Genomic DNA, 16,980 nt, shown 5'->3' with positions numbered 1-16,980 from the left:
CCGCTCGGGGCCGCGGGGGAACGGCCGGTGGACGGCGGGTGGCCGGCCGGTGCGGAGGCCGCGGCCCGGGGGCCGGAGGGGTCGGAACGGTCGGCCGGGTGCGCTTGGATGACTCACGCACGGGGGTGCACGCACAGACGAGGAGGACCGATGCCCAGCGGCACCACCGCCGGACCACGGCCGGTGCGGATCGAGGTCGCCGGCCTGACCAAGACGTTCGGCTCGGTCCGGGCGGTGTCCGACCTCGGGTTCACCGTCGAGCCCGGTGCCGTCACCGGCTTCCTCGGCCCCAACGGCGCGGGGAAGACGACGACGCTGCGGATGGTCCTCGGTCTGGTCACCCCCGACAGCGGCCGCGCCACCTTCGACGGCGTCCCCTACGCGGCGCTGCCCGACCCGGTGCGCACCGTCGGCGCGGTGCTCGAGACCGCCTTCCACCCGGCCCGCTCCGGCCGTGACCACCTGCGCGTCTACTGCCGCGCCGCGGGCCTGCCGGTCGCCCGCGCCGACGAGGCGCTCGAGCGGGTGGGCCTCAGCGCCGCCGGGCGGCGCCGTGCCGGCGGCTACTCCCTCGGCATGCGGCAGCGGCTCGCGCTGGCCACCGCGCTGCTCGGCGACCCGCCGGTGCTGGTCCTCGACGAGCCGGCCAACGGCCTCGACCCCGAGGGCATCCTCTGGCTGCGCGGCTTCCTCCGGCACCTGGCGCACGACGAGGGCCGCACCGTGCTGGTGTCGAGCCACCTGCTCGCCGAGATGGAGCAGACCGCCGACCGGGTGGTCATCGTCGGCGCCGGCCGGCTGGTGCGGCAGGGCTCGATCGCCGAGCTGCGCTCGGGCGCGCAGGGCGCGGGCACCGTGCTCGTCCGCAGCCCCGAGGCCGACCGGCTCGCCGCCGTCCTCACCTCCGGCGGGCTGTCCGCCGCCCGCGGCGACGACGGGCTGGTCACCGTCGAGGGCGCGAGCCCCGCCGACGTCGGGGCCCGGGCCTTCGCCGCGCAGGTGGAGCTGCACGAGCTGCGCGCCGAGAGCACCGGCCTCGAGGAGCTCTACTTCCGGCTCACCGCCGGCCAGGAGCAGTACGCCGCCGGCACCCCCGACCAGCCCGCGACCACCTCCGACCGGCCCACGGCCCCCGAGGGAGCGACCCGATGAGCGCGCTCGTCCGCGCCGAGTGGACCAAGCTGTTCACCACCCGCGTCTGGATCGGGCTGCTGCTCGGCGCGTGCGCGCTGACCATCGGCTTCGCCGTCCTGTTCACCGCCTTCGCCGGCAACCCCGAGAGCGGGCTGCCCGCCGTCGGCACCCCGGCCTACGAGCAGCTGGCGCTCGCGGTCGCCGCCAACGTGACGGTGCTCTTCCTGATCCTCGGCGTCATCGGGATGACCCAGGAGTACCGCCACCGCACGGCCACCCCGACCTTCCTCACGACGCCGCGGCGCGGCCGGGTGGTCGTGGCCAAGCTCCTGGCCTACGCCGCGGCCGCGGTGCCCTTCGCGCTCCTCGTACTGGTGGTCAACTACGTCGTCGTGCTCGTCGCCGCGGGCGCGCGGGGCTCGGCGCCGTCGCTGACCGGGGACAACCTGCAGGTGCTGGGCAACAGCGGGCTGGCGCTGGTGATCTACGCCGTCATCGGCGTGGGCCTGGGCGCGCTGCTGCGCAACCAGGTCGGGGCGATCGTCGGCGGGCTGGTCTACCTGTTCGTGATCGAGCCGATCATCCGGTCGATCCCCGCGACCGCCGGCACCTACAAGTGGCTGCCCGGTGGCGCGCTGGAGGCCATGACGGCGACGTTCGAGGCCCCCGACCTGCTCGAGCGGTGGCAGGGGGCGGTGCTGCTGCTCGGCTACGGTCTGGTGGCGGCGCTGCTGGGCACCCTGCTCGCCGTCCGCCGCGACGTGAGCTGAGCCCCGGCCCACCCGCACCGACGCCCCGAGCGCCGACGCCGGCGCCGGCCCGGCCACGGGCGCGGCGCCGCTCCCGCACACGACTCCCGAGGACGGGGACCCCCTGCATGACCACCCGCATGACGGTGCAGCGACTCATCCGGCTGGTGGAGGCCGGCGACCTCGGGGCGGTCCGCGCGGCCGTGGCCGAGGCGCCGCGGCTGCTGGCCGGCACGGTGGAGCGCGCCGGGGAGAGCGGCTGGACGCCGCTGCACGTGGCCGTCGCCTGCGGGCAGACCGTCGCCGTGCGCGACCTGGCCGCGGCCGGCGCCGACCTCGGGGCGCGCACCGAGTCCGGCCGCACGCCGCTGCACGTCGCCGTCCTGGAGGCCCCGGACCTCGTGCCGCTGCTCGGGGAGCTCGGCGCGCCGGTCGACGCCCCGGCCGCCGCCTACCTCGACGACGCCGCGCGGCTGGCGGTCCTGCTCGACGGCGGCGCCCCGCTCACCGACCCGGTCACCGGCCTGGACCTGCTGACCGTCGCCGCCGCCGGCGGCGCGGCCGGGACGCTCCGGCTGCTGCTCGAGCGCGGGGCCGACCCCGACGGCGGTGCGCTCGCCGCGGCCGCCGCCGCCCGCCGGCCGGACCTGGTGCGCGCGCTGCTCGACGCCGGGGCCCGCGCCGACCGCCGCGACCCCGACACCGGGCGCACCGCGCTGCACGAGGCGGTGTCGGCCGGGACGCCGGCGGGCGCGCCGGCCGGCCCGGGGACCGGGCCGGAGGGCGACGCGCCCGAGGTCGTGCGGCTCCTGCTGGCCGCCGGGGCCGACGTCGACGCCACCACCAGCGACGGCGCCAGCGCCCTCGACATCAGCCGGGTCGCCGCGGCCCGCCACCGGCGCGACGACGCAGGTCGGGCCGGTGCCCGCGACGCGCTGGTGGACCTGCTGGTGGCCGCCGGCGCGAGCAGCTGAGGGAGGTCGCGCGGACCTCGCCGCGGGCCCGGCACACCGGCTGCGCACTCCGGGTCGGCCGGGAGGGACGGGCGTAGAGTCAGTCCCCGGTCCAGAGACGCCCACCGACGACGAAGAAGGCACTCGACCCCGTGTCACGCGACAACGCATCCCGGCCGTCCACCACCGGCGCCTCCTCGGCCGTGGCGGGCTTCGGCACCAACGAGTGGCTGGTCGAGGAGATGTACCAGCAGTTCCTCGCCGACCCGTCCAGCGTGGACCAGGCGTGGCACGAGTTCTTCGCCGACTACCGGCCGGGCAGCCCGGTCGCCGCCAGCGACGACCGTGAGCAGGCCCCGGCGCCCGCGCAGGCCGCCGCCCCGGCACGGCCGCAGGCCCCCGCCCCGGCACCTGCCCAGGCCTCCGCCCAGGCCGCCGCGCCCTCGAACGGCGCCGCGCGCCCGGCCGCCGCCGACGCGGCCGCCTCGGCCCCCACCGCGGCCGCGCCCGCCGCCCCGGCCACCCCCGCCCCGGTCCGGTCCACCCCGGTGCCCGAGCGCACCGAGGCCACCGTCGTCGACCGCGCGGCCGACCGTGCCGACCAGAAGACCGCGGCCGCCCCCGCGCCGAAGCCCGCGGCGAAGCCGGCGCAGCCGGCCGGCGAGGGCCCGAGGCGCACGCCGTTGCGCGGTGCGGCGGCGAGCGTCGTCAAGAACATGAACGCCTCGCTCACCGTGCCCACGGCGACGAGCGTGCGGGCGGTGCCGGCCAAGCTCCTGGCCGACAACCGCATCGTCATCAACAACCACCTCAAGCGCTCCCGCGGCGGCAAGGTCTCCTTCACGCACCTGATCGGCTACGCGCTGGTCCGGGCGCTCGACGACTTCCCGAACATGAACGCCGCGTTCGCCGAGGTCGACGGCAAGCCGACCCTGGTGCAGCCCGAGCACGTGAACTTCGGCCTGGCCATCGACCTGCCCAAGGCCGACGGCTCGCGCTCCCTCGTCGTCGCCTCGATCAAGGGCGCCGAGGAGATGGACTTCGCCGCGTTCTGGGGCGCCTACGAGGACGTCATCCGCCGCGCGCGGGCGAACAAGCTGACGCTGGAGGACTTCTCCGGCACCACGATCAGCCTGACCAACCCGGGCACCATCGGCACCGTCCACTCGGTGCCGCGGCTGACCGCCGGCCAGGGCGCGATCATCGGCGTCGGCGCCATGGAGTACCCGGCGGAGTTCCAGGGGATGAGCCCCGAGGCGCTCACCGACCTCGGCATCTCCAAGATCATCACGCTGACGTCGACCTACGACCACCGGATCATCCAGGGCGCCGAGTCCGGCGACTTCCTGCGCCGGCTGCACCAGCTGCTCCTCGGCGAGGACGGCTTCTACGACGACGTCTTCCGGTCGCTGCGCATCCCCTACGAGCCGGTGCGCTGGATGCCCGACGTGCGGGTCAGCCGCGAGGGGCAGATCGACAAGGAAGCCCGGGTCATCGAGGTCATCGAGTCCTACCGGCGCAACGGCCACCTCATGGCCGACACGGACCCGCTCGAGTTCAAGGTCCGCAGCCACCCCGACCTCGACATCCTCCAGCACGGCCTCACCCTGTGGGACCTCGACCGCCCCTTCCCCGTCGGCGGCTTCGCCGGCGAGAAGGTCATGCCGCTGCGCGACATCCTCGGCGTCCTGCGCAACTCCTACTGCCGCACCGTCGGCGTGGAGTACATGCACATCACCGATCCCGAGGAGCGCGAGTGGCTCCAGAAGCGGATCGAGGTCAAGCACGAGCAGCCCGACCGGGAGAAGCAGAAGCACATCCTCGGCCGGCTCAACGCCGCGGAGGCGTTCGAGACCTTCCTGCAGACCAAGTACGTCGGCCAGAAGCGCTTCAGCCTCGAGGGCGGCGAGTCGGTCATCCCGATCCTCGACGAGGTGCTCATCGCCGGCACCGACCACGGCCTCGACGAGGTCGCGATCGGCATGGCCCACCGCGGCCGGCTCAACGTGCTGGCCAACGTGCTCGGCAAGAGCTACTCGAAGATCTTCGGCGAGTTCGAGGGCAACATCGACCCCGGCACCGTCCAGGGCTCGGGCGACGTGAAGTACCACCTCGGCGCCGAGGGCACCTTCGCCAACCCGTTCCAGCCGGGTGCGGAGATCGCCGTCTCGCTCGCCAGCAACCCCTCGCACCTGGAGACGGTCAACCCCGTCCTCGAGGGCATCGTCCGCGCCAAGCAGGACATGATCGACAAGGGCGAGCAGGGCTTCACCGTCCTGCCGGTCCTGCTGCACGGCGACTCCGCGTTCGCCGGCCAGGGCGTCGTCGCCGAGACGCTGAACCTGTCGCAGCTGCGCGGCTACCGCACCGGCGGCACCGTGCACGTCGTCATCAACAACCAGGTCGGCTTCACCACCAGCCCGGCCGCGGCCCGCTCGAGCCTCTACTCGACCGACGTCGCGCGGATGGTCAACGCGCCGGTCTTCCACGTGAACGGCGACGACCCCGAGGCGTGCGTGCGGGTGGCGCGGCTGGCGGTCGAGTACCGGCAGGCGTTCCGCAAGGACGTCGTCGTCGACCTGGTCTGCTACCGCCGGCGCGGGCACAACGAGGGCGACGACCCCTCGATGACCCAGCCGCTGATGTACGACATCATCGACCGCAAGCGCTCGGTCCGGAAGCTCTACACCGAGGCGCTGATCGGCCGCGGCGACATCACGCTGGGCGAGGCCGAGGAGGCCCTGAAGGACTACCGCGACCAGCTGGAGCGGGCCTTCGCCGAGACGCACGACGCCACGGAGACCCCGAAGCCGCAGCCGGTCATGGACCAGCCGGCCCAGCAGGTCAGCACCGTCGCCACCGCCATCACCCCCGAGGTGATGAAGGCGATCGGCGACGCGCACGTCTCGCTGCCGCAGGACTTCACCGTGCACCCGAAGCTGCAGCGGCTGCTCGAGCGGCGCGCCGCGATGGTCAGCGAGGGCGGCATCGACTGGGCGATGGGCGAGCTTCTCGCCTTCGGGTCGCTGCTCATGCAGGGCGTCCCGGTGCGGCTGGCCGGCCAGGACTCCCGCCGCGGCACGTTCGTGCAGCGCCACTCGGTGCTCATCGACCGCGAGACCGCCGGCGAGTACACGCCGCTCGGCAACCTGTCCGAGGAGCAGGCGAAGTTCTTCGTCTACGACTCCCTGCTCTCCGAGTACGCCGCGCTCGGCTTCGAGTACGGCTACTCGGTGGCCAACCCGAAGGCGCTGGTCCTCTGGGAGGCGCAGTTCGGCGACTTCGTCGACGGCGCGCAGATGGTCATCGACGAGTTCATCTCCTCCGGCGAGGCCAAGTGGGGCCAGCGCTCGGGCGTGACGATGCTCCTGCCGCACGGCCTCGAGGGCCAGGGCCCCGACCACTCCAGCGGCCGCATCGAGCGGTTCCTGCAGCTGTGCGCCGAGAACAACATGACGGTCGCCAACTGCTCGACGCCGGGCAACTACTTCCACCTGCTCCGCCGCCAGGCGCTCTCCGACGTGCACCGGCCGCTGGTCGTGTTCACGCCGAAGTCGCTGCTGCGGGCCAAGGCGGCGGTCAGCCCGGTCGCGGACTTCACCGAGGAGTCCTTCCGGCCGGTGCTCGGCGACCCGGGCGTGGGCGGCGAGCCGCTCGACGACGCCGCGGTGCGCCGGGTGCTGCTGTGCAGCGGCAAGGTCGCCTACGACCTGGTCGCCCAGCGCGAGGCCGAGGGCCGCGCCGACACCGCGATCCTGCGGGTCGAGCAGCTCTACCCGCTGCCGGCCGAGCAGATCGCCGAGGCGGTCGGCCGGTACCCGAACGCGCAGGACCTCGTCTGGGTGCAGGAGGAGCCGGCGAACATGGGCGGCTGGTCGTTCATGGCGCTCGAGCTGCCCGAGCACCTCGGTGGCCGCACCCTGCGCCGGGTCAGCCGCCGGGCGTCGGCCAGCCCCGCCGTGGGCTCGGCGAAGGTGCACGAGAGCGAGCAGAAGGCGCTGGTCGCCGAGGCCTTCGCGAGCTGACGTCCGTGTACTCCACCAGAGGACGTCCCGGCCGTGTACTTCACTGACAGGGGCCTGGAGGAGCTGGCCGACCGGCGGGGCGGGGAGCAGGTGACCCTCGCCTGGCTGGCCGACCAGCTGCAGGCCTTCGTCGACCAGAACCCCGACTTCGAGGTGCCGATCGAGCGGCTCGCCACCTGGCTGGCCCGCGGCGGCACCGACGACGTCGACGACGACTGAGCGCCGGACGCACGATCAGGTGAGCTGATCGTGCTGCGTCCTGGCTCACCTCCCACGCTGAGCCAGGACGTACGCCGGTGATCCCGGCTGATCGTCGGTACGGAGCGCCTCCGCCGGCGGCGCCCCACCAGGCGGGACGCTGCGCACGTGCTCGGTCACTCCCACGCGCTCTCCGGCCTGGCCGCCGGCGCGGCGACGCTCCCCTGGGCCCCGGTCGACGGCACCGTCGCGCAGGTCGCGTGGGTGGCCGCCGCCGGCGGGTTCGCCATGCTCCCCGACCTCGACCACTCCGGCTCGACCGTCTCGGACATGTGGGGCCCGCTGACCGACGTGCCCTCCGGCGCGATCGGCCGGCTGTCCGGCGGCCACCGCTGGGGCACCCACGACGCGCTGCTGGCGCCGATCGCGTTCGGAGCGGTCGCGCTGGCCGCGGCCAACCTCTACTGGTCGAGCCTCGTGGTCATGGCGCTGGCGATCGGGCTGGCGCTGCGGGCGCTGCACTTCGTCATCCCCGGTCGGGCGGAGAACACCGTCGTCGGCAACCTGGCGCTGTCCTTCGGCGGCGCGTGGCTGCTGCTGGCCCACTCGCCGCAACCGACCTGGCTGCCGTGGGCGGTGGCGCTCGGCGTGCTCACCCACGTCGCCGGCGACCTCATCACCAAGCAGGGCGTGCCGCTGCCGGTGCTGTGGCTGCTCAAGCGCAAGCGGGTGGCCCTGACGCCGATGCGCACGGGCACGACGCTGGAGAAGGCGGTGCTCGCGCCCGCGTTCCTGCTGGTCGCGGTCTGGTTCCTCTACAGCAACACCGCCGCCCGCGACGTCGTCGACCCCTACCTGCAGGGGTTGCTCAGCCTGGGCTGAGTCGCCGGGCAGCGCTAGGTTGCGCTCGCCATGACCGTCCTCCACACCGCAGCGCGCTGGTCGCTGCCGCTGCTGCGCCCCGTGCCCGGCGCGGTCGCCGCGGCGCTGTGGACCGCCGTCGATACCGGCCGCCCGCCGTGGCGGCCCCGCAAGCGGCGCTGGGACCGCCTGCTGCTGCTCGTCGTCGCGCTCGCCGGCTACGTCACGTGGCTGACCGCGTCGGGGGCGGGCGCCTCGAGCCGGCTCTCCAGCGGCCTGTTCCTGCTCACCGCGGCGCCGCTGCTGGCCGGGTTCGTGCTCGCGGTGCGCCGCCCGCTCGACGGGTGGCGGCTGTCGCTGCTGGGCCTCGTGCTCGTCGGTTACGCGCTGCCCCCTCCCCCGGCGCCCGCGCCCGTCCTCGAGGGCTGGCAGTGGACGCTGTGGTGCCCGGTGCTGCTCGCCGTCGCCTGGGCCTGCGCCCGGAGGGTGGCGCTCGGCGTCGCGGTGGTCTCGCTGGCGCTCGTCGTCGTGCTCGGCGCGACGACGCCGTGGCCGGTCGACCTGCGGCTCACCCTGCCCGTGGCGTTCCTCGGCGTGCTGGCCCCGCTGGTGGTCGGAGCGAGCCTGGGCGCCCGGTGGGACGCCCGGCGCGCGCTGGAGGCCGAGCAGGCCCGGACGGCGGAGGCGCAGGCCGCCCGCGGCGCGCTGGCCGAGCGGGCCCGGATCGCGCGGGAGATGCACGACGTCGTCGCCCACCACCTGTCGCTCATCGCGGTGCGCTGCGAGACCGCGCCCTACCGCCTGGCCCCGCTGGACGTGCGGGCCGGCGCGGAGCTCGCCGAGGTGGCCGGCACCGCCCGCACCGCGCTCACCGAGCTGCAGCGGCTGCTCGGCGTGCTGCGCGCCGAGGACCAGGACGCCGAGCGGTCGCCGCAGCCGGGCACCGCCGACCTCGGCGCGCTGTTCGCCGGCGTCCGCGCGGCGGGCACCGACCTGAGGGTGGAGGTCGCCGACCTCGACCTGCCCGCGGGCCTGGGACTGAGCGTCTTCCGCATCGCGCAGCAGGCGCTGTCCAACGCCGCCCAGCACGCCCCCGGGGCGCCGGTGCGGGTGACGGTGCGGCAGGACGGCGGCGCCGTGCGTATCGAGGTGGTCAACGGCCCCGGCGCCGTGCCGGGCACCCCCGGCGCCGGCAACGGCCTGACCGGCATGCGGGAGCGGGCCGAGCTGCACGGCGGGCGCCTCGACGCCGGCCCCACCGCCGACGGCGGCTTCCGGGTGCTCGCCGAGCTGCCGCTGGAGGTCGCGCGCCGGTGATCCGGGTGATGCTGGTCGACGACCAGGAGATGGTCCGCGAGGGCTTCGCCGCGCTGCTCGGCGCCCAGCCCGACGTCGAGGTCGTGGGCACCGCCGGCGACGGCGCGGCCGCGCTGGCCACCCACGCGGGCCTGGCCGCGGCCGGGCGGGCGCCCGACGTCGTGCTCATGGACGTGCGGATGCCGGTGCTCGACGGGCTGGAGGCCACCCGCGCGCTGCTGTCGGGCGACCCGCCGCACCCGCGGGTGCTGGTGCTCACCACCTTCGACCTCGACGACTACGTCTACGACGCGCTGCGCGCCGGGGCCAGCGGGTTCCTGCTCAAGCACGCGCCGGCCGCCGAGCTGCTGCACGCGGTGCGGGTGGTCGCGGCCGGGGACGCGCTGCTCGCGCCCGCGGTGACCCGCCGGCTGATCGCCGACTTCGTGGCCGCCCGCCCCACCGCCGCGCCCGCCCCCCGCCCCCAGGTGCTGACCGCGCTGACCGAGCGCGAGGCCGAGGTGCTCGCCCTGGTGGCCCGCGGGCTGTCCAACACCGAGATCGCCGCGCACCTGGTGCTCGCCGAGCAGACGGTGAAGACCCACGTGAGCCGCGTGTTCACCAAGCTCGGGCTGCGCGACCGCGCGCAGGCGGTGGTACTGGCGTACGAGACGGGGCTGGTCTCCCCCGGCTCCTGAGTACCCCGGTAGCACCCGCAGGTGGGCTCCCCGGTGTGACGATCCGGGCGCCCGACCTGCCTAGCGTCGGGCAGCGTGAGAAACCGGTGGACCGCCTCGTTCCTGCTGGTCAGCGCCCTGTGGACGGCGTCCGCGCAGCCGTCGGAGGCCGCCGTCCCGGCGCCCGTGCGGCTCGACGCCGCGTGCGCCGCCGACCTGGCCGCGCGGCTCGGGCCGGTGGGCGTCCTCGGCTGCGACCCGGCCGGCCGGGGCCTCGCCGTCGTCGTCCTCGGCGACCTCGCGACGGCCCGCTCGGTGGCGGTGCTGGTGCCCGGGTCCGACACCGACCTCGCCCGGCTGCACGACCACGCCGACCCGCGGCGGCGCCCGTTCGGCTGGGCGCGGGCCCTCGCCGACGCCGGCGGCCCGGGCCTCGCCGTCGTCCTCTGGGTGGGCTACGTGACGCCGGACGGGCTGGGCGTGGACGCCGCGAGCGGCCGGCTCGCCCGTGCCGGGGCCACCGCGCTCGTGCGGTTCGTCGACGACCTGCGGGCCGGCCCGTCGGCGGCGGCGCACGTGACGGTGGTCGGGCACAGCTACGGCGCCGTCGTCGCGGCGCTGGCCGCGCCGGACCTCGCCGCCGAGGACGTGGTGCTCCTGGGCAGCCCCGGGGCGCGCGCCGGGTCGGTGGCGGACCTGGGCACCACCGCCCGGGTGTGGGCCGGGCGGGCGGACGCCGACTGGATCGGCCGGGTGCCGGGCCTGCGGATCGGCGACCTCGGGCACGGCCGCGACCCGGCCGGCCCCGGCTTCGGCGCCCGCCCGCTGCCGGTCGACGGCGTGCGCGGGCACGACGGCTACCTCTCACCGGGGACGGCGTCCCTCGAGGCGATCGCCCGGATCGCCACCGCACCCGCGGGCGGTGCGGCGTGACCCGCGACCGCGGCCCGGACCTGCTGCGCGCCCTGGCGCTCGCCGGCGTCGTCCTCGGGCACTGGCTGGTCACCGCGCCCGGGGCGCCCGGGGCGGTGGACGGGCGGGTGGTCACCGGCAGCCCGCTCGCCGGGATGCCCGCGCTGGCGCCGGTCAGCTGGCTGCTGCAGACGCTCGCCCTGTTCTTCCTCGTCGCGGGCTGGGCGGCGGCCCGCGGGACCGGGGCGCGGCGGTGGTCGCGGACGCTGCGCCGGGCCGCCGGGCCGGTGGTCGCCCTCGTGGCCGCGGTGGCGGCCCTCGCGACCGCGCTGGCGGTGGCCGGGGCGTCGCAGGGCGTCGTCCGGACCGTCGTCACGCTGTCGCTGCGGCCGCTGTGGTTCCTCGGCGTGTACCTGGTGCTGTCGCTGGCGACGCCGCTGCTGGTGCGGCTGGACGCCCGCCTCGGCGCGGCGGCCGCCGTCCTGCCGCTCGGGCTCGCGCTGGCCGGGCCGCTGGTGCCGGGGACCGCCGGGACGGTCGCCACCGCGCTGGCCGCGTGGTGGGTGCCGTGGCAGCTGGGCGTGGCGGCCGCCCGGCGCGAGCCCGGCCCGGGTGCCTGCGTGGCGCTGCTGGCCGGCGGGGTGCTCGCCGTCGTCCTGCTGGTGACCGCCGGCGGGCTGCCGGTGACGGCGGTCGGCGTCCCGGGCGTCGGGGCCTCCAACCTGGACCCGCCGTCGGCGGCCACGCTCGCCCTGGGGCTGGCGCAGGCCGGCGCGGCCGGGCTGCTGCTGCCAGTGCTGCGCCGGGCCCGCGGGCCGCTGGCCGACGCCGCGGTCGCCACCGGACGGTCGGCGCTGCCGGTGTTCCTGCTGCACCAGCCGCTGTTCGTGCTCCTGTGGCTCGGCACGCTGCCGGCCGCGCCGCTGCCCGGGTTGCACGACCTGCCGGACGACCCCGCCTGGCTGGTCGCCCGCGCCGGCTGGGTGCTGGTCCTGGCCGGGCTGACCACCGCCGCGGTGCGGGCGCTCGGGGCGCGCCCGGCCGCCGGCCGCTACGGTGCCCCGCTGTGACCGCCGTCGCACCGCGCCTGTCCCGGGGCACGCACCTGGGCTACGCCGTGGGCTCCATCGGCACCGCCGCGTTCGGCACCGTGCCCGGCCTGCTCCTCCTGTACTACCTGACCGACGAGCTCGGCGTCGCCGCCGGGCTGGCCGGCCTGGTCGTGTTCGCCCCCAAGGCGTGGGACGTGCTGCTCAACCCCTGGATCGGCAGCCGGTCGGACCGCACGACCGGCCGCTGGGGGCCGCGCCGGCCGTGGATGCTCGCCGGCGGGCTGGCCCTGCCGCCGCTGTTCGTGCTGGTCTTCGCCGGCCCCGGGGAGCCGCCGGCGCTGGCCGCCGCCTGGGTGGCGGTCGCCTTCCTGCTCGCCGCCACCGCCTACGGCTGCTTCCAGGTGCCCTACGTCGCCCAGCCGGCCGAGATCACCGACGACCCGGGCGAGCGCGCCACGCTCATGTCGTGGCGGGTGGCCGCCCTCGCGCTCGGCATCCTGCTCGCCGGCGCCGGCGCCCCGGCGGTGGTCGACGCGTTCGGCGGCGGGCGCGGCGGCCACCTGGCGATGGCCGTGTTCGTCGCGCTGCTGCTGGCCGGCGGGATGCTCGGCGCGGTCGCCGGCACCCGCCGCGCGCCCACCCTCACCCGCGCCACGAGCGAGGGCCGGCTCGGCGCCACGCTGGTGCTGGCCTGGCGGTCCCGGCCGTTCCGGGTGCTGCTCACCGGCTTCGTCGTCCAGGCGCTCGGCATCGGCGTGATGCTCGCCGGCGTCCCGTACTTCTCCGAGCAGGTGCTCGGCGACGCCGCCGCGGGCTCGCTGCTGTTCGCCGCGCTGGTCGGCCCGGCGATCGTCGTCATGCCGCTGTGGCTGCGGGTGAGCCGGCGGCTGGGCAAGCGCACCGGGCTGCTGGCGTCCTCGGCGCTGTTCACCGCGGGCGCGGCGGCCCTGGCGCTGGTCGGCCCGGGCGGCACCGGGCCCGCGCTGGCCCTCGTCGTCCTGGTCGGCGTCGGCTACGCCGGCATGCAGATGTTCCCGCTGGCGATGCTGCCCGACGTCGTGGCCGCCGACGAGGCCGCCTCCGGGCAGCGGCGCGCGGGCGTCTTCACCGGCGTGTGGACGGCGGCCGAGACGCTCGGCCTCGCCGTCGGCCCGGGCCTGCTCGGGCTGCTGCTCGCGGCGGCCGGCTACCGCTCCTCCGCCGGCGGCGACGCCGTCCAGTCCGACGGCGCGGTGCTCGCCGTACGGCTGGGCTTCTCGGTCGTCCCGGCGCTGCTCGTGCTCGCCAGCCTGCCGGTGCTCGCCCGCTACCGGCTCGACCCCGTCCCCGACCGGCCCCAGGAGGTCCCCGCGTGACGCCGCAGGAGGTGCTGGCCGAGCTCACCGCGCTGCAGGCCGGCGACGTGCCCACCCACGGGGGCTCGACGATGGCCTACGTCTACGACTCCGGACGGGCCGGCGTCGAGGACCTCGCCGCCGCCGCGCAGGCCGCGTTCCAGTGGACCAACGCGCTGGACCCGACCGCCTTCCCGAGCGTCGCCCGCATCGAGGACGACCTGGTGGGCGCGGCGGCCGACCTGCTCGGCGGCGGCCCGGCGACGGTCGGCACGGTCACCAGCGGCGGCACCGAGAGCTGCCTGCTGGCGGTGCTGGCCGCCCGCGAGCGGTGGCGGGCGCGGGGAGGCTACCGGCGGGGCGGCAGCGGGCGGCCCCGGCTCGTCCTGCCGGTCACCGCGCACGCCGCGTTCCGCAAGGCCGCGCACCTGTTCGACCTCGAGGTCGCCGACGTCGCCGTCGACCCGGACACCTGCCGGGCGCTGCCGGCGGCGGTGGCCGGGGCGCTGGACGACCGGGCCGCGCTGGTCGTGGTCAGCGCGCCGTCCTACCCGCACGGCGTGCTCGACCCGGTCGGCGAGGTGGCCGCGCTGGCCGCCGCCGCGGGCGTCCCCTGCCACGTCGACGCGTGCATCGGCGGGTGGGTGCTGCCCTTCCTCGACGACGTCCCCGAGCCGTTCGACCTGTCGGTGCCCGGCGTGACCTCGCTGTCGGTGGACCTGCACAAGTACGGCTACGCGCCCAAGGGCGTCTCGGTGCTGCTCACCGCCGAGCCCGAGCTCCGGCAGGGGCACTGGTTCAGCACCGCCGGCTGGCCCGGCTACCCGGTGGTCAACCCGACGCTGGCCGGCACCCGCCCGGCCGGCCCGATGGCCGCCGCCTGGGCCGTGCACCGCTGGCTGGGGCGCGACGGCTACGCGGAGCTCGCGCGGGCCACCCGGGCGGCGACGGTCGCGCTGGCCGGGGGCGCGGCGGCGATCCCGGGACTGCGGGTGGTCGGGACGCCGGTGGCCACGCTGGTCGCGCTGGCGCAGGACGGCCCGGACGGCGTCGACGTGCTGAATCTCGCCGACGAGGCCACCGCCCGCGGCTGGCTGCTGCAGCCCCAGCCGCCGTTCGCCCAGCCCGGCGGCGCCGACCTGCCCGCCACGCTGCACCTCACCGTCACCGGCGCCACCGCGGGCCGGGTGGACGCCCTGCTCGCCGACCTCGCCGACGCCGCCCGGGCCGCCGCCGAGCTGCCCCGCCCCGTGGCCGACCCGGACCTGGTGGCGGCCGCCGCGACGATCGACCCGGCCGCGCTCACCGTGGCCGAGGTCGACGCGCTGCTGGAGCTGGCCGGCGTCGGCGGCGGGCGGCTGCCCGAGCGGATGGCGCCGGTGCACGCCCTGGTGGCGGCGCTCCCCCGCCCGGTGGCCGAGCGGCTGCTGGCCGGTGTCCTCGACCTGGTCTACCGGCCCCGCCGGGCGGCGTTCAGCGGGTGATGCCCTGCGCCCGGGCGGTGGCGGCCACGGCCTCGGCGACCGCGGTGGCCACCCGCCGGTCCAGCGGGCTCGGCACGACGTACCCGGGCGCGAGGTCGTCGCCGACGACGCCGGCGATGGCCTCGGCGGCGGCCAGCTTCATCTCCTCGGTGATCGCCGTGGCGCCCGCGTCGATGGCGCCGCGGAACACCCCGGGGAAGGCGAGCACGTTGTTGATCTGGTTCGGCAGGTCGCTGCGCCCGGTGGCGACGACGGCGGCGTACCGCGCGGCCATCTCCGGGTCGACCTCCGGCGTCGGGTTGGCCAGGGAGAACACGATGCAGCCCGGCGCCATCGAGGCGATCGCGGCCTCGGGCACCGAGCCGCCGGACAGGCCCAGGTAGACGTCGGCGCCCTCGAGCGCGCCGGTCATCGTGCCGGCGTAGCCCGAGCGGTTGGTGTGCTCGGCGACCCACCGCTTGACCGGGGTGAGGTCCTCGCGGCCGGGGTGCAGCACGCCGCGGGAGTCGGCGACGCAGATGTCCCCGACCCCGGCGCCGAGCAGGATCCGCGTGCAGGCGATGCCCGCCGCGCCGGCGCCCGCCACCACCACCCGCAGGTCGGCCAGGGTGCGGCCGGTGACCCGGGCGGCGTTGCGCAGCGCGGCGAGCACGACGATCGCCGTCCCGTGCTGGTCGTCGTGCATGACCGGGACGTCGAGCCGCTCGCGCAGCCGGTCCTCGATCTCGAAGCAGCGCGGGGCGCTGATGTCCTCGAGGTTGATGCCCCCGAACGACGGCGCGATGGCGGCGACGGTCTCCACGATCCGGTCGACGTCGGTCGTCGACAGCACGACCGGCACCGACGACAGCCCGGCGAACTCGCTGAACAGGCAGGCCTTGCCCTCCATCACCGGCAGCGCCGCCGCCGGCCCGATGTCGCCGAGACCCAGGACGGCGGTGCCGTCGGAGACCACCGCGACGACGCGGGAGGCCCAGGTGAAGCGGCGGGCCAGCTCCGGCTCGGCGGCGATGGCGCTGGAGACGCGGGCGACGCCGGGGGTGTAGGTGAGCGCGAGGTCCTCGCGGGACTCGATCCCGCGGGTGGGGCGCACCACGAGCTTCCCGCCCTCGTGCACCTCGAAGGCCGGGTCGGAGGCGAAGCGGTCCTCCGCCGGGGCCCGCGGCGTGCGGTCGGCAGCGGTCGCGGGCGAGCCCGTCTCTGCGCTCATGGACCCCGGAGGGTAGTGCGGCGCCGGGGGTCCCTCTGCCGCCGACCCCGGGCGCACGGCGGCTCGCTACCGTGCCCGCCGTGGAGATCCGCGAGCTCGCCGTGCCGGACACCTACGTGCTCGACCTGGTGCCGCACGGCGACGACCGCGGCCGGTTCACCGAGTGGTACCGCGCCGACGTGCTCGCGGCGGCCACCGGCTGGGCGCTGCCGCTCGCGCAGGCCAACCACAGCGTGTCGGCCCGCGGCGTGCTGCGCGGCGTGCACTTCGCCCTCGTCCCCCCGGGCCAGGCCAAGTACGTCTACTGCCCGGCCGGCCGGGTGCTCGACGTCGTCGTCGACGTGCGGGTCGGCTCCCCGACGTTCGGCGTCTCCGACTCCGTGCTGCTCGACGCCGCCGAGCCGCGCGCCGTCTTCCTCGCGGAGGGCCTGGGCCACGCGTTCCTCGCGCTGGAGGACGGCTCGTCGGTGACCTACCTGGTCTCCACCGGCTACTCCCCCGGCCGCGAGTTCGGCGTCTCGCCGCTGGACCCCGAGCTGGACCTGCCGTGGCCGGCGGACGTGGAGGTCCGGCTGTCGGACAAGGACCGCGCCGCGCCGACGCTGGCCGAGGCCCGCGCGCAGGGGACGCTGCCCACGATGGAGCAGTGCACGGCCCGCTACGCGGAGCTGCGCGCTGGGGGTCAGGCGGGCGTCTAGGCGGTCGGCTGGACGGGCGGAGGCGGCCGCAGCCTCCCGGGCCGGGGGGACAGCCGGCCGACGACGCGGCCCACGGCGACGGCCGGCCCGAACGCCCGGCTGTCGTCGGTGACCAGCGGGTTGTCCCCGCGCACGTCGACGGCGCCGCCGTCGAGCAGCGCGTGCACCCGCTTGACCACGAGCAGGTCCGGCCGCGCGGGGAACCGCGCCAGGACGACGTCGCCGGGCGCCACCCGGCCCGCGCGCACCCGCCGGACGAGCAGCCGGTCGCCGTGCCGGACGGTCGGCGACATCGACGGGCCGCTCACCCGCGCCACCACCCACGCGCCGGCCAGCGGCGGGACCGGGCGCTCGCCGGGACGGGGGGTGATCACCGCGAGTAGGGTCGCAGACGACC

Annotated in this window: 15 protein-coding genes; 13 read left to right on the top strand and 2 right to left on the bottom strand. The window is 76.7% G+C overall.

The genetic code is table 11. The annotated features are described in order from the left end of the window. Window positions 1–150 precede the first annotated feature (150 nt). The 12 genes from BUE37_RS17845 (at window position 151) to BUE37_RS17790 (ending at window position 14,675) form a co-directional block, all read left to right on the top strand. Window positions 151–1,152 (top strand): ABC transporter ATP-binding protein, encoded by a 1,002-nt coding sequence (locus BUE37_RS17845; RefSeq protein ID WP_139253028.1) that lies wholly within the window; start codon window positions 151–153, stop codon window positions 1,150–1,152. After that, window positions 1,149–1,904: an ABC transporter permease gene (locus tag BUE37_RS17840; RefSeq protein WP_073421662.1), complete on the top strand. Its 756-nt coding sequence runs from the start codon at window positions 1,149–1,151 to the stop codon at window positions 1,902–1,904. Before BUE37_RS17845 ends, BUE37_RS17840 begins: the two co-directional genes overlap by 4 nt. 107 nt (window positions 1,905–2,011) lie before the next feature. Beyond that, window positions 2,012–2,857: an ankyrin repeat domain-containing protein gene (locus BUE37_RS17835; protein WP_073421661.1), complete on the top strand. Its 846-nt coding sequence runs from the start codon at window positions 2,012–2,014 to the stop codon at window positions 2,855–2,857. A 131-nt stretch (window positions 2,858–2,988) separates the two neighbouring features. Then, window positions 2,989–6,861, top strand: a complete 3,873-nt coding sequence (locus tag BUE37_RS17830; protein ID WP_073421660.1) for a multifunctional oxoglutarate decarboxylase/oxoglutarate dehydrogenase thiamine pyrophosphate-binding subunit/dihydrolipoyllysine-residue succinyltransferase subunit — start codon at window positions 2,989–2,991, stop codon at window positions 6,859–6,861. A 33-nt stretch (window positions 6,862–6,894) separates the two neighbouring features. Then, a complete protein-coding gene (locus BUE37_RS17825) occupies window positions 6,895–7,080 on the top strand; it encodes a DUF6104 family protein (protein WP_073421659.1) in 186 nt (61 codons plus the stop codon). Between the two features lie 147 nt (window positions 7,081–7,227). After that, window positions 7,228–7,941 (top strand): metal-dependent hydrolase, encoded by a 714-nt coding sequence (locus tag BUE37_RS17820; protein ID WP_073421658.1) that lies wholly within the window; start codon window positions 7,228–7,230, stop codon window positions 7,939–7,941. Between the two features lie 30 nt (window positions 7,942–7,971). Beyond that, the gene (locus BUE37_RS17815) at window positions 7,972–9,237 is read left to right on the top strand and encodes a sensor histidine kinase (protein ID WP_073421657.1); all 1,266 of its coding nucleotides are present in this window, start codon (window positions 7,972–7,974) and stop codon (window positions 9,235–9,237) included. Next, entirely contained in the window at window positions 9,234–9,914 is a 681-nt protein-coding gene (locus BUE37_RS17810; RefSeq protein ID WP_073421656.1) for a response regulator transcription factor, read from the top strand. Before BUE37_RS17815 ends, BUE37_RS17810 begins: the two co-directional genes overlap by 4 nt. A 75-nt stretch (window positions 9,915–9,989) precedes the next feature. After that, window positions 9,990–10,826, top strand: coding sequence for an alpha/beta hydrolase (locus BUE37_RS17805; protein WP_073421655.1), 837 nt, complete (start codon window positions 9,990–9,992; stop codon window positions 10,824–10,826). Beyond that, window positions 10,823–11,875: an acyltransferase family protein gene (locus BUE37_RS17800; RefSeq protein WP_073421654.1), complete on the top strand. Its 1,053-nt coding sequence runs from the start codon at window positions 10,823–10,825 to the stop codon at window positions 11,873–11,875. Before BUE37_RS17805 ends, BUE37_RS17800 begins: the two co-directional genes overlap by 4 nt. Beyond that, complete coding sequence (locus BUE37_RS17795; RefSeq protein ID WP_073421653.1) at window positions 11,872–13,212, top strand: MFS transporter; 1,341 nt, start codon at window positions 11,872–11,874, stop codon at window positions 13,210–13,212. The genes BUE37_RS17800 and BUE37_RS17795 overlap by 4 nt, the downstream gene beginning before the upstream one ends. Further along, the gene (locus BUE37_RS17790) at window positions 13,209–14,675 is read left to right on the top strand and encodes a pyridoxal phosphate-dependent decarboxylase family protein (protein WP_073421652.1); all 1,467 of its coding nucleotides are present in this window, start codon (window positions 13,209–13,211) and stop codon (window positions 14,673–14,675) included. Before BUE37_RS17795 ends, BUE37_RS17790 begins: the two co-directional genes overlap by 4 nt. Here BUE37_RS17790 and BUE37_RS17785 read toward each other — a convergent pair. Next, a complete protein-coding gene (locus BUE37_RS17785; RefSeq protein ID WP_073421651.1) occupies window positions 14,665–15,885 on the bottom strand; it encodes an NAD(P)-dependent malic enzyme in 1,221 nt (406 codons plus the stop codon). The genes BUE37_RS17790 and BUE37_RS17785 overlap by 11 nt on opposite strands. Before the next feature lie 80 nt (window positions 15,886–15,965). Here BUE37_RS17785 and BUE37_RS17780 point away from each other — a divergent pair, with 80 nt between their 5' ends. Continuing rightward, window positions 15,966–16,583, top strand: a complete 618-nt coding sequence (locus BUE37_RS17780) for a dTDP-4-dehydrorhamnose 3,5-epimerase family protein (protein ID WP_073421997.1) — start codon at window positions 15,966–15,968, stop codon at window positions 16,581–16,583. On the opposite strand, the gene BUE37_RS17775 is transcribed toward BUE37_RS17780, so the two are convergent. After that, window positions 16,580–16,957, bottom strand: coding sequence for a S26 family signal peptidase (locus BUE37_RS17775; protein ID WP_245794708.1), 378 nt, complete (start codon window positions 16,955–16,957; stop codon window positions 16,580–16,582). The genes BUE37_RS17780 and BUE37_RS17775 overlap by 4 nt on opposite strands. Window positions 16,958–16,980: the final 23 nt, after the last annotated feature.

This window comes from Geodermatophilus nigrescens (genome assembly GCF_900129495.1).
In the GTDB taxonomy this organism is placed as follows: domain Bacteria; phylum Actinomycetota; class Actinomycetes; order Mycobacteriales; family Geodermatophilaceae; genus Geodermatophilus; species Geodermatophilus nigrescens.
Note: the sequence above shows the minus strand (reverse complement) of the source record. Positions and strands in the feature narration are given on the sequence as shown.